The organism is Streptomyces virginiae, assembly GCF_040638905.1.
In the GTDB taxonomy this organism is placed as follows: domain Bacteria; phylum Actinomycetota; class Actinomycetes; order Streptomycetales; family Streptomycetaceae; genus Streptomyces; species Streptomyces virginiae_B.
Genome location: NZ_JBEZYV010000001.1, coordinates 173,263 through 190,859, shown reverse-complemented (window position 1 = coordinate 190,859; position 17,597 = coordinate 173,263). Strand labels below are relative to the sequence as shown.

Sequence of the window (17,597 nt, the reverse complement as noted above, 5' to 3'; positions counted from 1 at the left end):
CAGCGGAGGGCAGCGGGGCGCCGGTGGGATGACGGAAGGCGTGCTCGTGGACGCGTACCTGGGGCGCCGCGTCCGGAGGTGGTGATCAGGATAGGCCGTAGGCCGAGAAGCCGGGCGTCTTTTCCGGCCCGGACCCGGCGCCCCGGCCCGGAGACCCGGCGTCCCGGCGTCCCGGCGACCGGCCGACACGGGGTCGGTCGTGAATGCCGTCGACATCGCCCAGGCGCCGGCTGCCCTCGGCCCGTCACCCACCTACGCGCTGGGCCGGCGCGGATCACCGCGCGCGGACTTTAGCGGAAGTTGCTCAACAAACGCCCGGGGCGAGCCGGCGCCGCTATCGTCCACATCTCCGTGCGCGCACCGCCCGGCGCTCGCCGCTGACGCAACCTCGGAGGCTGCCTGCCCATGCGCCCAGTACCGCGTCCCGCCCGGACTTCGCTGACCGTACTGGCGCTGCTCGCCGCCGTATGCGCCCTGCTCGTCGCAGGGGCGGGCTCGGCCTTCGCGCACGCGGGCCTCACCGGCTCGGACCCCGCCGACAGCAGCGTCCTGAAGGAGGCACCGCGGCAGGTCACGCTCATCTTCACCGAGTCGGTGACGTTCTCCGAGGAGTCGGTGAGAGTGCTGTCGCCGGAGAACCAGCGGGTGAACCCCGCCCCGGCGCAGTACGTGGACGGCAGGGGCAACACCGCGCGGGTGCAGCTGTCGGACGCGCTGCCCCAGGGCACGTACACGGTGGCCTGGCGGGTGGTATCCGCCGACGGCCACCCCATCTCCGGCGCATTCGTCTTCTCCATCGGCAAGCCGTCCGAGACCGCAGCCGTGGTGCCGGACGGTTCGTTGGACGACTCGGTGGTCGGCCGTCTCTACGCGTTCTTCCGCTACCTCGCCTACGGCGGGCTCGCGCTCCTCGTCGGCGCCGCCGCGTTCGTCGTCGTGTGCCTGCCCGGCGCCGCTGGGGCCCGGCCGGTGCGACGGCTACTGGCAGCAGGATGGGCGGTGTTGGCGGTGTCCACCGTGGCGCTCCTGTCGCTGCGCGGCGCCTACGAGACGGGCGGCCGCCTGACCTCGGTGTTCGACCTGTCCCAGCTCGGTCGAACCGTCGGCGGACGGCCCGGGACGGCGCTCGTGGTCCGCCTCGTGCTGGTGGCCGCTGCCGCTGTGTTGCTCAAGCGGTGCGCCGTACGGCTTCGCGGCCAGGACGCCGGAGCCGAGCCGCAGGACCTCGGCAGGGGTGTCCGCCGGGCCGGAGTGGCGCTCGCCCTGGGTTTGGCGTTCACCTGGGCAGCCGCCGAGCACGCCTCTGCCGGCATCCAGGTGCCGCTCGCCGTTCCCGTCGCGGTGCTGCACCTGGTGGCCATGGGGGTCTGGCTGGGTGGCCTGGTCACCCTTGTGACCGTCCTTCGGAGCCACGGCTCCGAAGGACGCACGCTCCCGGCGGGCGCGGTCAGCCGCTTCTCCACGATGGCCTCCGCCGCCGTCGCCGTGCTGGTCGGCACAGGGGTGTACCAGTCCTGGCGGCAGGTCGGCTCCTGGGAAGCGCTGACCAGCACGTCGTACGGGAAGACCCTCCTCGTGAAGGTCGCCGTCGTGGTCGTCCTCCTGTGGGTGGCGTCGTTCTCACGCCGCTGGACCGCCCGCCTCCTCCACGAGGCCGCCCCGGCCGCCGAGGCCCGGACGGTGCCCCAGCCCGAGCGGGTGAAGGCGACGGCCGGTGCACCGGCCGTGCCCGCAGCCACGGACGCGGGCGGCGCGCCGGATGTGCCCGGTGGGGGAGAGCTACGCGGCGCAGCCGGGCCGCCGCCGCCCGAGGCAGACGTACAACAGCACGTACAACAGCACGTACAACAGCACGTACAACAGCGCGTACACCAGCGCAGACTGCGCCGGACAGTCGCCGTCGAGGCGGCACTCGGCGTCGTGGTCCTTGCGGCATCCACCCTGCTCACCGGCACCCAGCCCAGCCGTGCCGCGGGCGAGAGCGCGGCGGCCGCGGCAGCGGCTGCGCAGGAGCCCCAGGCCAAGGTGGCCACAGTGCCCTTCGACATGGGAAAGGCCGGCCACCAGGGCTCCGTACAGATCACCCTGGCCCCGGGACGCGTCGGGGAGAACACGGTCGAGGCCGTCGTGTTCAGCGCGGACGGTGGTCTCGCCACCGTTCCCGAACTCCGCCTGACCCTGACTCAGGAGTCTCTGCGGATCGGCCCGATCGACGCCAGACTCAAGAATCAGAAGGGGTTCTGGGCCGTCTACGACCTCCAGCTGCCCATGCCCGGTGAGTGGACCCTCAACATCACGGTGCGTACGAGCGAGATCGACCAGGTGACCGTGCGCGGGAGCGTCCACATCGCACCGTTGCAGAGGCGACCGGCGGCGTAGCCCACCGGCGGACCGGTGCTGCCCGTGGGAGAGGGCCGGGGCGGGTGCACGGGGCATCCCGTACACCCGCCCCGCCCGTTCGGTTCAGGTCTGCCGGCTGCGGCGCGTCCACCGGACGGCGCCCGCGCCGCCGAGCACGACGAAGGCTGCGACCACGGCCACGATGACGCCGTTGCCGCTCTCCGGATCCGCTGCACTCGCCGCCTCCGCGTCCGGGGACGCGGTCGACGCCGACGGAGCCGGGGACGACGGTTGGGCGGTCGGAGCGCTCGGAGCGCCCGGATCCGGTGGGGGAGACGGGCTCGCCGCGATCGGCTTCGCGCCGGGCGCAGCGGGTTGCAACGTCAGGAGCGGGGCAGGGTTGTCGACCTTCCGGCCGTCCGCCGGTACTTCGATCCACCGGGAGACCTTGCCGTCACCGTACGTCTCCAAGGTCTTGAACGCCAGGGACCTCGCGTCGGGCAGTTGGCGCACCGTGATGCTGTACTCGGCGTCGGTGCCGGTCGCCAGCGCCGCACCGCCGAGGCTGTAGCCGTCGGGGGTGGCGGTCAGCTTCCAGTCTTGGGGGGCCTCCTTGAGGGTCACGGCGTCCGGGGTGATGCCCTGGGGGAGGACGACGCGCAGCTCGGTGATGCCCGCGGTGTCCGATTCCGCCTCGGAGGTGAAGGACAGGGTGACGTTCTCGGCCAGGGCGCGCGGGTCGGAGGCGGAGACCTCGGCATGGGCGGCTGCCGGTCCGACCGCGATGCCCAGGAGCACCGCCGAGCCGACGGCGGCGAGGCCGAGGCGGCGGAACGGGAGGTGATCGTGCGAGGTGCGCATGGCGAAAGAACCCCTCGGTACGTGGAGCGGATGGCCGCCGTTCGCCGCCGGGACACCGGGTCTCCCGAGGCCGCGGACACGAGCGCATCCCTGCACGGGCGTCGTTCATGTCCGGCTCATCATCGCCCGGCCCCGCTCCGCATGCTTCCCGACTGTCAAGGGAGGAGCAGTTTTTCCGGCCGGGAACCAGGCTCACCCCGCCGGCGACGGTTTCGAGTCCGGCCACCGGGTCCTGGCGCCCGCGACCAGCGTGCAGTCGCTGGACTCGCTCAGCGGCGAGCGCGCGTAGTTCGTGAGGGCGACGAGCCGGGCCCCGGCTCTGCGCGCGCCCCGGGCGGCGGACGGCCGTGCGTGAACGCGGTGTCGGGGTGCCTCGGCCGGCTGCTCAGGCCTTCGGCACGGTGTTGACGTAGGTGGTGCCCGCGTCGTAGAAGCCGTCCACCGTCTTCTGGACGTCCGCCTGGGAAACGGCCTCGTCCGCCTTGTAGTAGACCCAGTTGACCTTCATGTCCCAGGTGCGCGGACCGCCGGGGGCGGGGGTGTCGATGAACCAGTTGCTGAAGTGGATGTCCATCTTCTCGCGCGGGACGTACTTGCCGGAGCTGGTGAACAGTTCCTTGCCGTCGAGGGAGTAGGTGACCTTTCCGTTCATCGCGGTGACCATCAGGACGTGCCAGCCCTCGGTGCGCTGCTTGAGCGTGTGGCTGACCCGGTCCGGCGGGTCGGCCTTGTGCCAGCTGACGGTGTCGAGTCGCGGACCAGCCGTGCCCCAGCCGCCGTTCGGCAGGTACTCGAAGTCGAGCTCGCTGTAGTTCGCCGAGTCGTCCGAAGGGGAGATCGGGAAGAAGGTCTGGACGACGTGGTCGCCGTTGCGGCCGCTCGTGGGCTTGCCGCTGAAGTGGACGCGGGCGGCGAAGGTCCCCGTGAAGAGGTTCTTGCCGGTGCCCTGTACCTCCACCTGCTTGGTGCCCTGCTTGGTGCCGTCCGTGGAGGACTGCAGTTGCAGCACCCTGCCGCCCTGGGCGGTCGTGTCGGCGGGGAAGCCGGCGCCGGCTCTGGACCAGGTGTCCTTGATCCCGGGGCCGCCTCCGCCGGTACGCACCTCCCAGCCGTGGGCGGCGAGCGACGGGTCGTCGGGGCCGCTGTACTGGAAGGTGTCGAACAGGGTTCCCGGCGGACCGGACGGGGTCGGCGAGGTGCTGGGGGCGGGCGCGGCGGCGTCGTCGCCGGGGCCACCGGAACACGCGGCGAGTACGCACAAGAGGGCGGGCAGCGTGAGCGCCGCCCACACGCGGCGACGAGGGGTGCGGCGGGGCTGGCTCACACGGGCTCCTTGGGGCGTAGAGGCGGTACCTGGACACGCCCTCTGCATGGGTGATCGTCACCGGCCGAACCGATGAGGGCGTCATCCTAAGGTGCTCATCGGCCGTGCGGGTGACCGCCCGCGTGGACCGTCCGCGTGACCGCCCGGATGGCAGCGGGGGCTGTCCTGGGCGGTCCGTACGCGCACCATCGGTACCGGCGACGGGGGTGCGTGCCTACTAACCGGTACGGCAAATTCCGTTTCGATCTGATCACAGCCCTCGGATGGATCGGCTCATATGCCGACATCGGGCCCAAGTCGCTTCGGGCCGGTGCACTAGCGTTCGCCCTGCGATCCCGCGGTCTACGTACCCTGCAATGAAAGGCCTCGCAAGGTGCGCCCAGCCATGACGTCCGTCCAGCGCGGATCGGAACACCAGACACATCCTGGAATGTCCGAGTCGGCCTTCGAGGAACCCGCCCCCGCACCGGTGTTCGTCGACCAGTCGGGTCTGCGTGGCCGTCTGCTGAGGGGTTTCGGCTGGCCGGTCTCCGTCGTCGGCGCGATCCTGGCGGTCGCCATGGGCAGCAGCCTGATCGGTGTGCAGGCGGACGCCCCCGCGATGGGCATACCCGTGCAGCCCTCGCGCTCACCCGTGCCGTCGCCGTCGCCGACCGGGTCGTCCCCGTCAACCTCGTCGTCCTCACCTCGGGCGGTCGCGGGGTCCGCTGCTCCCGGGGCGAAGGCGACCCCGACCGCCAAGACCACGGCGACCCCGTCGAAGCCCGCGGCCGCCCCGTCGAAGGCGGCCGCCACCCCGCCGAAACCCGCGACCACCGCGCAGCGCGGGGCGAAGCCTTCGGGCCGGCCGGCCAAGCAACCCTGATCACCGGCACCACCATCTCCAGGAGCGCCATTGTCCCGCCACCAGCGCCGCCGGCAGTCCTTGCTCAGGCCGCGCCGACTGGCCGCGCCACCGCTGCGCTTCTTCATGCCGCTCTCCCTGCTGGCATGCCTGCTCGCCCTGCTCGTGCTCCGCGGCCTCGCCACCAACGAGGCGTTCCACGACTCCCGCATCGCGATCTCGGTCGACAAGACGACCGTGCCGGCCAACCTGCTCAAGGGCGGCCCGGTCATCGACGCGCGCGGCGCCAAGAACGAGCACCCCGTGAGCTACCACATCCCCGACCGCACCGCGGTTCTGAGCTTTGACGACGGTCCCTCGCCGGAGTGGACTCCGAAGATCCTGGAGCTGCTGGCGGCCCGTGACGTCCGTGCGGACTTCTTCGTCACCGGCGCCATGACCACGCGCCACCCGGAGCTGATCCGGCAGATCGTCGCGGGCGGACACGAACTCGGCGTGCACACCTTCACCCACTCCGACATGGCGTACCAGTCCCGCGCCCGGATCGGCTGGGAGCTGGCGCAGACACAGCTGGCGCTGGCCGGCGTCGCGGGCGTCCACAGCGCGGTGTTCCGCCCGCCGTACTCCTCCGATGCCTCGGCGCTGGACGACTGGAACTACCCGGTGATCAAGTACGTGGGTGCGCGCGGCTACCTCACCGCGTTCATCGACCGCGACACCGAGGACTGGAAGCGTCCCGGAGTCGAGCAGATCGTCAAGGCGGCGATGCCGTCCAAGCCCGGCGCGGGCGCGCTGATCCTGATGCACGACGCGGGGGGTGACCGCACCCAGACCATCACCGCGCTCGGGCAGATCATCGACAAGCTGAAGGCCCAGGGCTACCGCTTCACCACCATCTCCGAGGCCCTCGGTGCCTCCAGCGCCACCGTGCCGGTGCACGGATACCAGCTGTGGGCGGGCAAGGGATTCGTATGGGCCACCCAGTTCGCCGTGCACACCTTGCCGGTGCTGGTCGGGCTGCTGGCCCTCGTCGGCTTCCTCAACTTCGGCCGGTTCGGGCTGATGCTCGTCCTCGCGCCGGTCCACGCCCGCCGCTCCAAGCGGCGGGACGCCTGGGGACCGCCCGTCACCGAGCCGGTCACCGTGCTCGTCCCGGCCTACAACGAACGCGAGTGCATAGCCAACACCCTCCACTCCCTGGCCGCCAGTGACCATCCCATCGAGGTGATCGTCATCGACGACGGCTCCTCGGACGGCACCGCTGACATCGTCGAGGAGATGGACCTCCCGTTCGTCCGGTTGATCCGCCAGGTCAACGGCGGCAAGTCCAGCGCGCTCAACACCGGCATCGCGGCCGCCTCGTACGACGTCATCGTGATGATGGACGGGGACACCGTCTTCGAGCCGTCCACCGTTCGCGAGCTGGTCCAGCCCTTCGGCGATCCGGCGATCGGCGCGGTCGCGGGCAACGCCAAGGTCGGCAACCGCGAGAGCCTGATCGGTGCCTGGCAGCACATCGAGTACGTCCTCGGCCACAACCTGGACCGCCGGATGTACGACATGCTGGGCGTCATCGCGACCATCCCCGGCGCCGTCGGCGCGTTCCGCAAGGAGGCCCTGCGGAGGGTCGGCGGGATGAGCGACGACACCCTCGCCGAGGACACCGACATCACCATCGCCGTGCTCTGCGACGGCTGGCGGATCGTCTACGCCGAGCACGCCCGCGCCTGGACCGAGGCGCCCGCCAGCCTGCAGCAGCTCTGGTCCCAGCGGTACCGCTGGAGCTACGGCAGCATGCAGGCGATGTGGAAGCACCGCGGCGCGGTGACCGCCCGCGGCCCGGCCGGGCGCTTCGGCCGTGTGGGGCTGCCGCTCATCGTGCTGTTCGGCGTGGTCGCGCCGCTGCTGGCGCCGCTGGTCGACCTGTTCCTGCTGTACGGCGTGCTGTTCGGGGACGCCCCGATCACCCTCACCAGCTGGGGCGGCTTCATCCTGCTCCAGGCCGCGCTGTCCTGGTACGCCTTCCGGCTCGACCGCGAGAAGCCCTGGCACCTGATCAGCCTGCCGATCCAGCAACTGGTCTACCGGCAGCTGATGTACATCGTCCTGCTGCAGTCCGCGATCACGGCGATGACCGGTGGCCGACTGCGCTGGCAGAAGCTCCGGCGCACCGGCGAGGTCGCCGTACCGGTGGAGGCCTCACCGTGACCGCATCCTTCGACCTCGGTCGCTCCCGGGACACCATGCAGTTGAGGATCCCGGCAGCACTGCGGGCCGAGCCGGCGCGGGAGCCGGAGCCGATGCCCGCACCGGAGCCTCAGGCGCAGTCGTCGGCCGAACGCAGGGGCGGCCGGGACCGCTATTTCGACCTGCTGCGCGCGCTGGCGCTGGGCCGCGTGCTGCTCTACCACAACTTCGGCTGGTTCTGGCTGCCGCTCGTCTTCCCGTCGATGGGCGTGATGTTCGCCTTGGCCGGCTCCCTGATGGCCCGCTCGCTCAGCCGTCCCGCCCTCGGCGTGATACGCGGCCGACTCCGCCGCCTGCTGCCGCCGATGTGGCTGTTCGGCGCCATCCTGATCGCCCTGCAGATCCTCGACGGCTGGGGCCCCCAATCCGAGGGCCACCCCACCTGGTGGTGGTCCAAGCTGGCTTTCTGGATCCTGCCGCTGAGCACCCCGCCGTACGCGGAGGAGCTGACCGGCTTCCAGTACGTGGAACCGAGCTGGGCCACGCAGATCATCGTCCCGCTCTGGTACCTCCGTGCCTACCTCTGGTACGTCCTGCTCTCGCCGCTGCTGCTCCGGGCACTGCGACGCTTTCCGGTGGTGACGCTGTCCGCTCCGCTGGCGATGGTCATCGTCATGAACACGTTCTTCGTGGACCAGGAGTTCGTCTACAGCCGGGTCTGGGAGAACGCCAACGACTTCGCCACCTTCGGCGCCTGCTGGATCCTCGGCATGGCCCACCAGGAGGGCCTGCTCAGGAAGATCCCGCAGTACGTGCTGCCGTCCGTCGCGCCGCTGATCATGGTGGCCGGCTTCTGGTACCTGCAGACCCGTCCGGTCGATCCGACCGTGGTGACCGACATCGAGGCCTGGCCGATCGCCCAGGCCCTGTGGTCCTTCGGTTTCGTCGCCATCCTGCTCCACGTCAGCCCGTCCTGGGATCGGTGGCCCAGGCCGCTGGAACGCTGGAACGGCCTGGTCGGCCTGCTCAACGCACGCGCCGTCAGCGTCTACCTCTGGCACCAGCTCGCCCTGGTGGCCGCCGTCCCGCTGATCGACCCGCTCTGGAGCGTCCCCTTCGTCTACGCGAACTTCAAGTGGCTGCTGGCCAGCCAGTGGTTCACGCTGCTGGTGGCGATCCCGCTGCTCGGGCTGCTGGTGCTGACCTTCGGCTGGGTCGAGGACCTGGCCGCCAAACGCCGGCCGCGCCTCTTCCCGTACCCCCGCCGCCGGGGCCGCCGCCGAGCCGCCGACTGACCCGGGCCGCACCCGGGCTGATCCGGTGGGGCCGCCTACCGGGGGTACCTCGTGCGGACCGTGCTGAGGATCTCTCCCGCCTGGGCGGAGCGGAGAGGGCCCGGGCAGGAGTGGCCGCCCCAGTCCCGGCCGCCCATGCGGTGGATGCCCAGTCCCCGGCCCTGCGGTGTGGAGGCGGGTGCGAGCGGCCAGCCGTGCTGGGCCATGCCCCAGGCGTAGATGCGGGCGACGGAGTCCACCTGCTGCGCGGTGAGCGGCCGGCTCGCGAACCCCGAGGTCTCCACCGAGAGCCACGACGGGTTGCCGGTGCCCTGCGCCCAGGCCCGGTCGTGCGCGGAGACGTACTGTTCGATCTCGCCGGACTGCGAGACCCAGAAGTGGGCGGAGGACTGCACCGCAGGGTCGCTGAAGTGGCCGTGGAGCGAGTTCTCCCCCTCCTGCACGTGCAGGATCAGACCCCGCATCTCCCGGAGCCCGCCGGGAGTGAAGTTCACGGACAGGGGCTTGCGGGTGGCGTCCGGCATCCACGCCTGCCTCCCTGGTTCGGGAGCCGCCTCGGCAGGCGGTGGCGCTGCCCCGCCCGCGTCCCGCGTCCCGGTTCTGACGGGCCCGGGGTCCCCGCCGCCGGGGTCGAGCACGACGCCGAAGGCGGTGGCGACAAGTCCGCTGCTGGCGCAGAGCATTGCGGTGCGGCGCGACACGAGCCGTGGCTTCGGTTTGCGGTGGGTCACGCGAGCGGCGCCCTGGCTACGGCTCGTCGGGAACGGAGCATCGGAGGGGTCCCTTGCTGGACTGGCGTTCTCCAGCGGAATGCTTCCCGACCATTAGTGTCGGAATGGGACCGGATGATGACCGTTTCGTGACGGCCGAGCGGGCGCGGGCCCGCCCGAGGTCACGCCGAGGTCACGCCGAGGTCAGGGCCGCCGCGCCGAAGGAGACGTCGAAGCGGTCGCACCAGATGGTGACGCTGCTGTACTCGGCCAGGTTCACGGCGGCCGGGATCTCGTAGTTCTGGTCGCCCTTGTTGCCCTTGAGCTTGCCCAGGCTCACGTACTTGCCGTCGTCGAAGACGCGCCAGCCGGCGACGCCCTCCTTCACCGGGGCGTCGGTCAGCCAGACGCGCAGGTCCGGGCCGTTGCTGGTGTCGAGGCCTTCCAGGCGGAGGGTGTGGGACCCGTCGGCCAGTCGGATCAGTTTCGCCGTGCCCGTGGTGGCGTGCTCGTGGCTGATCAGGGTGCCCTGGGCGAGGGTCTGCGGGCCCGAGGGGCCGGACGAGCCGGAGGAGCCCGAGGAGCCGGACGAGCCCGAGGAGCCGGACGAGCCGGTGGGGCGCTGTGGTGCGGCCGCGGTCGGCAGTGCCTCGCTGACGGTCTCGTCCCGCCACAGCTTCCACGGCTGGAACCAGTACGAGCCGACGCCCAGCACCACCGTCACCGCGACCAGCGCTCCGGCCCACACCCAACCGCGCCGCTTCACATCCACCACTGCCTGCCCCACTTCGTCACCGGTCCGCTCAACGGCCCGTTCACCGCCATTCAAGTCCAGAACGCCGGCCCCGACCACCCGCTCGTCTGCCGGATCGCGCTCGTGGCCGGAGCGACCCGCGGGGCCGGCCGCGCGCAGGCCGTCGAACTCGGCCGGGCCGGTGCGACCGTCTACGTCACCGGCCGCACCACCCGGACCGCGCCGGCGAGGTCGGCCGGACGACCGGAACCATCGAGGAGACCGGCGAGTTCGTCACCGCGGCCGGCGGCGCCGGCATAGCGGTGCCCACCGGCCACCTCGACGAGGACCAGGTACGCGCCCTCGCCCGGCGGATCGACCGGGAACACGGGCGGCTCGACGTACTCGTCACCGACCTGTGGGGCGGCGAGCACCTCCTGGCCGGCTCCGTCTTCGGTAAGAAGAGCTGGGAGACCCCCCTCGCCGATGGCCTGCGCCTCCTGGAAATCGGCGTCCGCTCGCCGTGGTCCTCACCTCCCACACCGACCAAAGCGCTCACCGCCGGCACCTCACCGCCCTGCACGCGTACCCCGCCGCACGGGAGGCCCGGAGGTACTTCCGGGCATGAGCGGGAGCAGACGACGGCCGAGGTGTGGTCGGCGGGTGTGCCCCGAGGCCGCCCCCCCGAGGCCGCCCCCCGCTGTACCCCCTGGCTCCGCGGATCAGCCGGGCTCCGCGGGCGTGTTGACGACTCCGAACGGCACGTGGACGCTGGGGGTGGCGGGGGCGGTGCCGTTCAGGTGCGAGACCTGGTCGTCGAAGAAGATGTGCGGATCGAGGACGCTCATCACGGCCGCCTTGTCGATGCCGCCGAGGAAGAACGCGTCGTTGACCCGCAGCCCCCACCGCTTGAGGCTCCGCACGGCACGTTCGTGCGCGGGCGCGTCCCGGGCGGTGACCAGGGACACCCGCAGCCGCAGTTGGTACCCGGGGTCCTCGCGACGCTTCTCCTCCTCGCGGCGCTGGATGCGGTTGATGCCCGCGAGGAACTCGCTCAAGGGGCCCGGGTCGTGCGGGGTGGTCGCGTTGAGGACCTCGTGCGCGCGGAAGCCGTCGATGCCGACGTCCTGGAAGATCCGCTCGGAGGAGTCGCCCGCCAGCACGCCGTCGAAGTCGAAGGCGATACGGAGCTCCTGGTCATCCTCGTCGTCGACCCGGGCCGTCTGCAGCACGTGCCCCGCGGGCAGGCCCTCCGCCACCGCCTGACGGACGTCGGAGCCGTCGGCCGACAGGAACAAGGACATGTTCAGAGCGCGCATGAACCGGTGTGCCGACCGGCCCTGCCGGAATACGGCCCGGCTGATGGGCAGACCGTGCGCGGCGATCGAGCGCATGACACGCAGACCGCTGTCCGGGTCGTTGCGCGAGAGGATGATGACCTCGACCAGCGGATCGGACGGGTCCGCGAGGTCGTTCAGCGACAGCAGGCGCCGGACGAAGGGGAAGGCCACGCCCTTGGCCAGGACGTCGTCCGCATGGGCCTCCTGATGGGCCCGGTACGCGTCCTCGCCCTGTTCCCGGAACACCGCGTCGCAGTCGGCCAGGTCGAACAGGGCGCTGGAGGCGATCCCGATCACCAGGCGGTCGGACAGGTCGTACTTCATGGCGCCCCCTGCTGGCACGTGTGCGACATCGGGATGATCATCCCCCGTTCGTACATGCCGAAAATACATGCCCGTCCCCGCCCCGGGCCCGTACCCGTGCCCGTCCCCGTGCCCCGGCGGGCCGCCCGCTCGTGGACGGGCGCCGGCGGTCGTACGGTGGTCATGGCGACCGGAACGGCAAGCAGGGCCAGGACGCCGCGTCGGGCTCTTCGCCGTCCGGTCGGGCGACCGCACACCGAGAGCAGGTGCATCCCCTTGCGCACGTCAACCCGTATCGCCAGTGTCCTCGCCGGAGCGGCCCTCGCCCTCGGCGGCACGGCTCTGACCGCCCCCGCCGCCCATGCCGACGTGACGGCCTGCATCGACCAGGTCGAGCGCGAGATCCAGGGCGGGGAGGCCCCGGACCCGGTCCGGATGGCCTGCTACGTCGGTCTCACCGGCGACCACGAACAGTGCGTGGTCGGCCTGGCCGGGAGCGGCGTCACGAACGGCACCGCGGTCGCCGCCTGCCGGGTGGCCCCCAACTAGGCCGTTTCCTTCGGATCACCTCGCCGGACTCCACCGCGCCGCCATCTCCATCTGGTTGGCGAGGTGATCCGAAGGAAACGGCCCAGTGCTCCGGGCACGGCGCCGGCCTCCAGGCGGAGTTGCAGGGCCTGGAGGCCGGCGCCGCGGCTTCGGTGCGGCTACTTGTTGAGGAAGCCGTCCCGCAGGCGCATCTCGTTGAAGCCGTTCTGGTCGTAGTCGTCCGAGTACGTCAGCGAGAGGCGGCCGGTGGGGGCCAGCGCCACCGCCGCGCCCGACTGGTGGCCTCCGGTCACCACGTTCATCCGGGTCACCGGCAGACGCCCGGCCGTCGTGCCGTCGGCGTTGAAGCCGGCGGCCCACACGTCGCCGAAGCCGTCCACGAACGCCTCCCGCCACGCCACGACGAACGAGCCGTCGGCAGCGGCGGCCACGTCCGGCTCGGACTGCGCGCCCACCGGGCGGTTGGGGTCGACCGGTGCGCTCGCCGTCCCGCTCTCGGAAACCGTCCGTGTCTCGACGCCCGCCGGTACACCGGTGGCGGAGAAGAAGCGGTGCTGGATCCGCTCGGGCCGCACGACCGTCCCGGCGCCGTTGGTGTACTCGTCGCCCCAAGCGAGGACCATCCGGCCGTCTGGGGTCTGGGCCACCGCGGGCTTGGACTGCTGTCCGTCGGTGAGGGTGTTGGCGACCCGGCGGGTCACGGCGAACCCGCCCGTCGTGTTCAGCTTGGCCAGGCCGATGTTGATGCCGCCGTTGCCGTCGGCGTCTTCCTCCCAGGCGATCGCCGTGTTGCCGGACGCGTCCATCGCGGCGTCGGGGCGGCGGTTCGAGCCGGCCGCACCCGCGGTGATGGTGCTGACCTTGACGTCCTGGTAGCGCAGGGCCCCGGCGCCGTCCCAGCTGCTCGCGAGGACCTGGTTGAGCGTGGACCCGTCGGCGGTGTCCTCCCACGCGACCGCATACGCGCCGGTGCCGCTCACGGCGACGGTCGGGCGGAGCTGGTCACCGTCGCCCGAGGCGTGCGGACGGGGCAGGCTGGTGACCGTACCGTCCGGGGTGACCTTGCGTACGGCGATGTCCGCGTACTTGTTGCCGTCCGGGTCGGCCGCCCACACGACGACCGCGTTGCCGGCGTCGTCGATGCCCACGTCGGGCTTCTGGTTGGACCAGGTGGCATTGGTGCCGCTGGTGCTCAGCTTCTTCTCGTCCCAGAGGGGGACGCCGTCCCTGTACATGCGGATGTACACGTCCGTACCGAGCTCGGTGTCCGCCGCGTCGTGCCGGTCGCCGCTCTCGAAGACGACAGCCGTGTACGCGGTCGTTCCCGAACCGCTCGACGCCATCGCGCTGTAGTGCTGGTCGCCGGCCGCCGCCACGTTCACCCGCGAGTAGTGCTCGGGGGAACTGCCGTACTTGGCGGCGTCGATGTCGACCGCGGTCGTGCGGACCTTGTCGAAGTTGTCGACGAAGGCCTGGTAGACACCCGGGTCGTCGATCCGCAGGAGGGTCTCGTCGTTCTTCTTGAGCGCCCCCGCGGTCCAGTTGTGCGAACCGGTGTAGACGTGGCGGACCTGCTTGCCGGCCGCGTCCTTCCACTCGGTCAACAGGTACTTCGAGTGCACGGTGGCGCGATTGCACGAGTACCCGCCGACCTTGTAGCGGCAGCCGCCGGCGCGCAGCCCGTACGCGTTGACGTCCAGCGCCGTGAGTTCGTTGACGCCCTTGTTGCCGCCACCGCTGCTGTAGTCGTGTACGACGGCGTCCACCGAGCATCCGGCCCTGCGCTTGCGCTCCAGCGCCTCGTAGACGGCGGGCCGGGTCGACCTCTGGTCGAGTTCGGCAGCCGCGATGCGGATGCGGCCCGCGCTGCCGGGCGTGCAGACCACCTGGTCGATGAAGGAGGCGAGGATGTCGGCGTTGCCGTAGTGGGCCGCGTCCGAGGCGGTGTCGCGCGGGAAGAAGATCGCCTCCACCGGGGCCGTCGGGTCGTCGTACGTGTGGTCGTACGTCGTGTGCAGCGAGTCCGCGGCGTGCTGCACCTGCCGGTTGAAGGCTGCCCGGTAGCGCGTGGCCAGCGTCGCGTTCCCCGTCACGGTGACGGCGTTGTTGATCTCGCCGTCCTGGCCGCCCGCCATGTTCTGGGAGGACTGCCAGACGACGTTCTTGGCCCCGTTGCTCAGCAAATCGAACACGACGTACTTGTTGTGCGAGATGGCGGCTTCGTCCCCGGCGCCGTTGCCGAGGCAGCTGTTCCGGCACAGAGTGAGGGAGCTGCCGCCCGTGAGGTTCGCGGCGAAGGCGTCGAGCGAACCGCTGGCGGCCTGCTCGACAGCGATCTTCAGTGTGACGCCGCGTGCCTGTGCCGCGAGCAACCTGTCCTGGATTCCGGTGGAGTTGTTGAGCAGGAACATGCTCATGTAGAGCGTGCCGGAGTCGGCGAGGTCGATCAGCCGGTTCAGGTCGCTGGAGATCGAGAAGTCGTACGTGCCGTTCACGGTCGGGTAGTTGAAGACCGACGCGTAGGGTCCGGACGGAACGGTCTCCGCTCGGGCGGCTGAGGGGGCCAGCAGTGAGAGAGCCACTGCGGCAGGGGCAACTACCGCGAAGGCGCGGCGTATTCCTGGGTGCATGCTGTTCCTCAGTGGTGCTGCAAAAAACGGAATGGCGCACTCTAGCCCATGCCGCGGCCGCGTGGATCACGGGGTCGCGGCGCGCGCGGCTCGCCTCCACGGGGCGGCGAGCACAAGGGAAGATCGGGGCCGCCCGGGCCGGGCAACCGTGTTACCCGGCGGCCCGCCATCCGGGCTCCAGGCGGTCGAGCAGCATGTGGAAGGCCGCCGTCGCCCGGTCCCAGTCGCCGTCGGCGAGCGGCGCGTGGAGCAGTCCCAACGCGGCATCGACCACGAGCACCGCCTCGGCGGCCGCCCTCTCGTCCGGCATGCCGAGGCCGGCGAACGCGGAGGTCAGCCGGCGCCTCCATTCGCCGAGCGTGTTGCGCATGACCGGTCCGTACCGGCCGGGGTTGATGACGCTGGCCGTCATCACCTCGAAGGTCACGGGCAGGATGTCCCGGCGTCCGGGGGCCGTGAACCGGCCCCACAGCTCCTCCAGCACGCGCCGCATGCCTGCGGCGTCCGTGGGGGCTCCTGCGACGTCGAGCGCCTGCCGCAGGAGCATCAGCGGCCGCCCCTCGTCCTGTGCGAGGGCTTCGGCGACCAGTCGGTCCTTGGTGCCGAAGTAGTAGAGGAGCATGCGGTCGCTGGTGCCCAGTGCCCTGGCGAGCGGGCGCAGGGACAGGTCCGCCAGTCCGTTGCGGACCACGTACTCCCGGACCCGGCGCAGCAGATCGGCCCGTTTCCCCAGGTCAGCCGCCCGTCCCATGCTCGTCACCAACCCTCGCAACCCTGTGCCCGGAATGTTCTTATCTGAGACATGTTTACTGTAGCAACCATTACGTGTATATTTAAGGTGTAGCGACTGCTACAAGATCAGGGCGAGTGATTGGAGTGATCAGCATGGCCGCCCGGGACGCCGGCCTTCACGCAGCGCACGGTGGGCAGTACGTGGACCCTCACCCGCGCACCTCCTGGACCGCACGGCAGACGGCACTGTGGGCGCGGGCTCTCGCCCCCCACCGGACACCTGGCGTCTGCATCGGCGCGAGGGACACCTCCTGGGCCGTGGCTCGCGAACCGTCCTCGGTGGGTCTCGCACGGCGCGCCCTCACGGCCCAGCTGTCGTCCTGGGGCCTCCACGAGGTCACCGACACCTCCCGACTCCTGGTCAGCGAACTGATCACGAATTCCCTGCGCCATGCCCACGGACCTGTCCGGGTCAACCTGCGCGTACGCGGCGCCCTCCTGCGCTGCGAGGTGGAGGACGCGAGTCCGGCCGGCCCCGTCCCCGGCACCCCCGGCCCCGACGCCGAAAGCGGACGCGGCATGGAGCTCGTCGACGCCCTGGCCCAGGACTGGGGCAGCGACCGCACGAGGACCGGCAAGACGACGTGGTTCGAACTGGTCATCCCCGACCCCAACCCCGACCGTGACCCCCACCCCCACCCCGACCCCGGGCGCGCCCGGGCGTCCGCGCGGACACGCGCGCGGCACCTTCAGTGCGCTTCCACCCATCCGTGCCGGACGGCGTGACCGCCGAGCTGCATCCGGGTGCGTACTCCGGCCAGGTCCATGAGATGGCGCAGGCGTCGGTGCAACGTACGCGGCGACAGGCCGAGTTGTGCCGCGGCCGTCTGGTCGGTCAAGCCGGCCAGGAGCAGGGCGAGGATCCTGCGGTCCAGGTCGGTCGGGCCTTCCTCCGCGCGCTCGACGGCGGATTCGGTTCCGCCGCCGGTGCCGGACAGCTCGAGCGGGTGGGCGCCGTGCCATACCGTCTCGAAGAGCGCGTCCAGGGCGTCCAACAGGCCGCTGCGGTGCAGCAGCACGGCGCCGGGCTCCCCGTCCGGTGTGACCGCGAGCGGGACGAGGCCGAGGTCGGCGTCGGCCAGTACGAGTTTCATCGGCACGTGGTCGGCGACCCGCAGTTGCACGCCGTTGTGCAGCGAGTCGATCGCGTCGGCGACGATGCCCGGCTCGGCCAGCACGGCCCGGTCCAGGACCACCCGGAACCGCACGCCCCGGCCGATGGCCACGGGTTCGGCCGTGTTCTCGTCGGGCGGCACGGCGACGAAGGGTGCGGTGATGAAGGTGCGGACCTGGCTGCGCGCCGCCTGCTGGACCTGTAGGAAGCGATGACGGATGGCGTCGACGCCGGTGACGACCTCGATCAGATCGCTGATGCTGCTCCCGGTCATCGCCGCACGGTGTTCCTCGGCGAAGGTCACCAGCGCCTGCTCGGCCCTGCGCAGGCCGTCCCGGTGCTGGCTGATGAGAGCGCCGAGCGCCATGGCCGGCGGCGCCGCGGTGAACCGCTTGTCCGCCGACCTCGTCACGAGTCCCCACTCGACCAGACGGGACAGGGCCCTGTCCACGTCGGAGCGCGGTACGACGAGCAGGTCGCAGAGCAGCGCCGCAGCGGAATGCGGCTGTCCCAGGAGCGCGCGGTAGACGCGCTCGTCGTGGGGATCGAGACCCAGAACATCCAGCATCGACGAC

Annotated in this window: 14 protein-coding genes and 1 pseudogene; 7 read left to right on the top strand and 8 right to left on the bottom strand. The window is 71.3% G+C overall.

The features are described 5' to 3' along the window. Positions 1-405 precede the first annotated feature (405 nt). Positions 406-2,379, top strand: coding sequence for a copper resistance CopC/CopD family protein (locus AB0F82_RS00950; RefSeq protein WP_362622339.1), 1,974 nt, complete (start codon positions 406-408; stop codon positions 2,377-2,379). 84 nt (positions 2,380-2,463) lie between these two features. On the opposite strand, the gene AB0F82_RS00945 is transcribed toward AB0F82_RS00950, so the two are convergent. Further along, positions 2,464-3,201 carry a DUF1775 domain-containing protein gene (locus tag AB0F82_RS00945; protein ID WP_362622336.1) on the bottom strand — a complete coding sequence of 246 codons (738 nt, stop codon included), beginning with the start codon at positions 3,199-3,201 and terminating at the stop codon, positions 2,464-2,466. A 385-nt stretch (positions 3,202-3,586) separates the two neighbouring features. Then, complete coding sequence (locus tag AB0F82_RS00940; protein WP_362622334.1) at positions 3,587-4,525, bottom strand: glycoside hydrolase family 16 protein; 939 nt, start codon at positions 4,523-4,525, stop codon at positions 3,587-3,589. A 430-nt stretch (positions 4,526-4,955) separates the two neighbouring features. Here AB0F82_RS00940 and AB0F82_RS00935 point away from each other — a divergent pair, with 430 nt between their 5' ends. From AB0F82_RS00935 to AB0F82_RS00925, 3 genes are all read left to right on the top strand, one after another. After that, entirely contained in the window at positions 4,956-5,390 is a 435-nt protein-coding gene (locus tag AB0F82_RS00935) for a hypothetical protein (protein WP_362622332.1), read from the top strand. A 105-nt stretch (positions 5,391-5,495) separates the two neighbouring features. Further along, complete coding sequence (locus AB0F82_RS00930) at positions 5,496-7,577, top strand: bifunctional polysaccharide deacetylase/glycosyltransferase family 2 protein (protein ID WP_362623383.1); 2,082 nt, start codon at positions 5,496-5,498, stop codon at positions 7,575-7,577. Next, on the top strand, positions 7,574-8,851 hold the full coding sequence (locus AB0F82_RS00925) for an acyltransferase family protein (RefSeq protein WP_362622329.1): 1,278 nt from the start codon (positions 7,574-7,576) through the stop codon (positions 8,849-8,851). The genes AB0F82_RS00930 and AB0F82_RS00925 overlap by 4 nt, the downstream gene beginning before the upstream one ends. A gap of 35 nt (positions 8,852-8,886) precedes the next feature. Here AB0F82_RS00925 and AB0F82_RS00920 read toward each other — a convergent pair whose 3' ends face one another. Together AB0F82_RS00920 and AB0F82_RS00915 are read right to left on the bottom strand one after the other, a co-directional pair. Then, a complete protein-coding gene (locus AB0F82_RS00920) occupies positions 8,887-9,375 on the bottom strand; it encodes a peptidoglycan recognition protein family protein (protein WP_362622327.1) in 489 nt (162 codons plus the stop codon). Between the two features lie 379 nt (positions 9,376-9,754). After that, positions 9,755-10,327, bottom strand: coding sequence for a DM13 domain-containing protein (locus AB0F82_RS00915; protein ID WP_362623381.1), 573 nt, complete (start codon positions 10,325-10,327; stop codon positions 9,755-9,757). Positions 10,328-10,384: 57 nt separating this feature from the next. On the opposite strand from AB0F82_RS00915, the pseudogene AB0F82_RS00910 reads away from it, so the two are divergent. Next, positions 10,385-10,815 (top strand): annotated as a pseudogene (locus AB0F82_RS00910) (SDR family NAD(P)-dependent oxidoreductase); the annotation flags it as partial. A gap of 201 nt (positions 10,816-11,016) precedes the next feature. On the opposite strand, the gene AB0F82_RS00905 reads toward AB0F82_RS00910, so the two are convergent. Next, positions 11,017-11,958 (bottom strand): 5'-nucleotidase, encoded by a 942-nt coding sequence (locus tag AB0F82_RS00905; protein ID WP_356810913.1) that lies wholly within the window; start codon positions 11,956-11,958, stop codon positions 11,017-11,019. Between the two features lie 255 nt (positions 11,959-12,213). On the opposite strand from AB0F82_RS00905, the gene AB0F82_RS00900 reads away from it, so the two are divergent. Then, complete coding sequence (locus AB0F82_RS00900; RefSeq protein ID WP_362623378.1) at positions 12,214-12,486, top strand: hypothetical protein; 273 nt, start codon at positions 12,214-12,216, stop codon at positions 12,484-12,486. A 158-nt stretch (positions 12,487-12,644) separates the two neighbouring features. Here AB0F82_RS00900 and AB0F82_RS00895 read toward each other — a convergent pair whose 3' ends face one another. Beyond that, complete coding sequence (locus AB0F82_RS00895) at positions 12,645-15,068, bottom strand: phospholipase D-like domain-containing protein (protein WP_362622324.1); 2,424 nt, start codon at positions 15,066-15,068, stop codon at positions 12,645-12,647. A gap of 199 nt (positions 15,069-15,267) precedes the next feature. Then, on the bottom strand, positions 15,268-15,867 hold the full coding sequence (locus AB0F82_RS00890) for a TetR/AcrR family transcriptional regulator (protein ID WP_362622321.1): 600 nt from the start codon (positions 15,865-15,867) through the stop codon (positions 15,268-15,270). Between the two features lie 299 nt (positions 15,868-16,166). On the opposite strand from AB0F82_RS00890, the gene AB0F82_RS00885 reads away from it, so the two are divergent. Then, positions 16,167-16,634: an ATP-binding protein gene (locus AB0F82_RS00885; RefSeq protein ID WP_362622318.1), complete on the top strand. Its 468-nt coding sequence runs from the start codon at positions 16,167-16,169 to the stop codon at positions 16,632-16,634. Here the strand turns inward: AB0F82_RS00885 and AB0F82_RS00880 are convergent. Beyond that, a complete protein-coding gene (locus tag AB0F82_RS00880) occupies positions 16,598-17,590 on the bottom strand; it encodes a helix-turn-helix transcriptional regulator (RefSeq protein WP_362622315.1) in 993 nt (330 codons plus the stop codon). The genes AB0F82_RS00885 and AB0F82_RS00880 overlap by 37 nt on opposite strands. Positions 17,591-17,597: the final 7 nt, after the last annotated feature.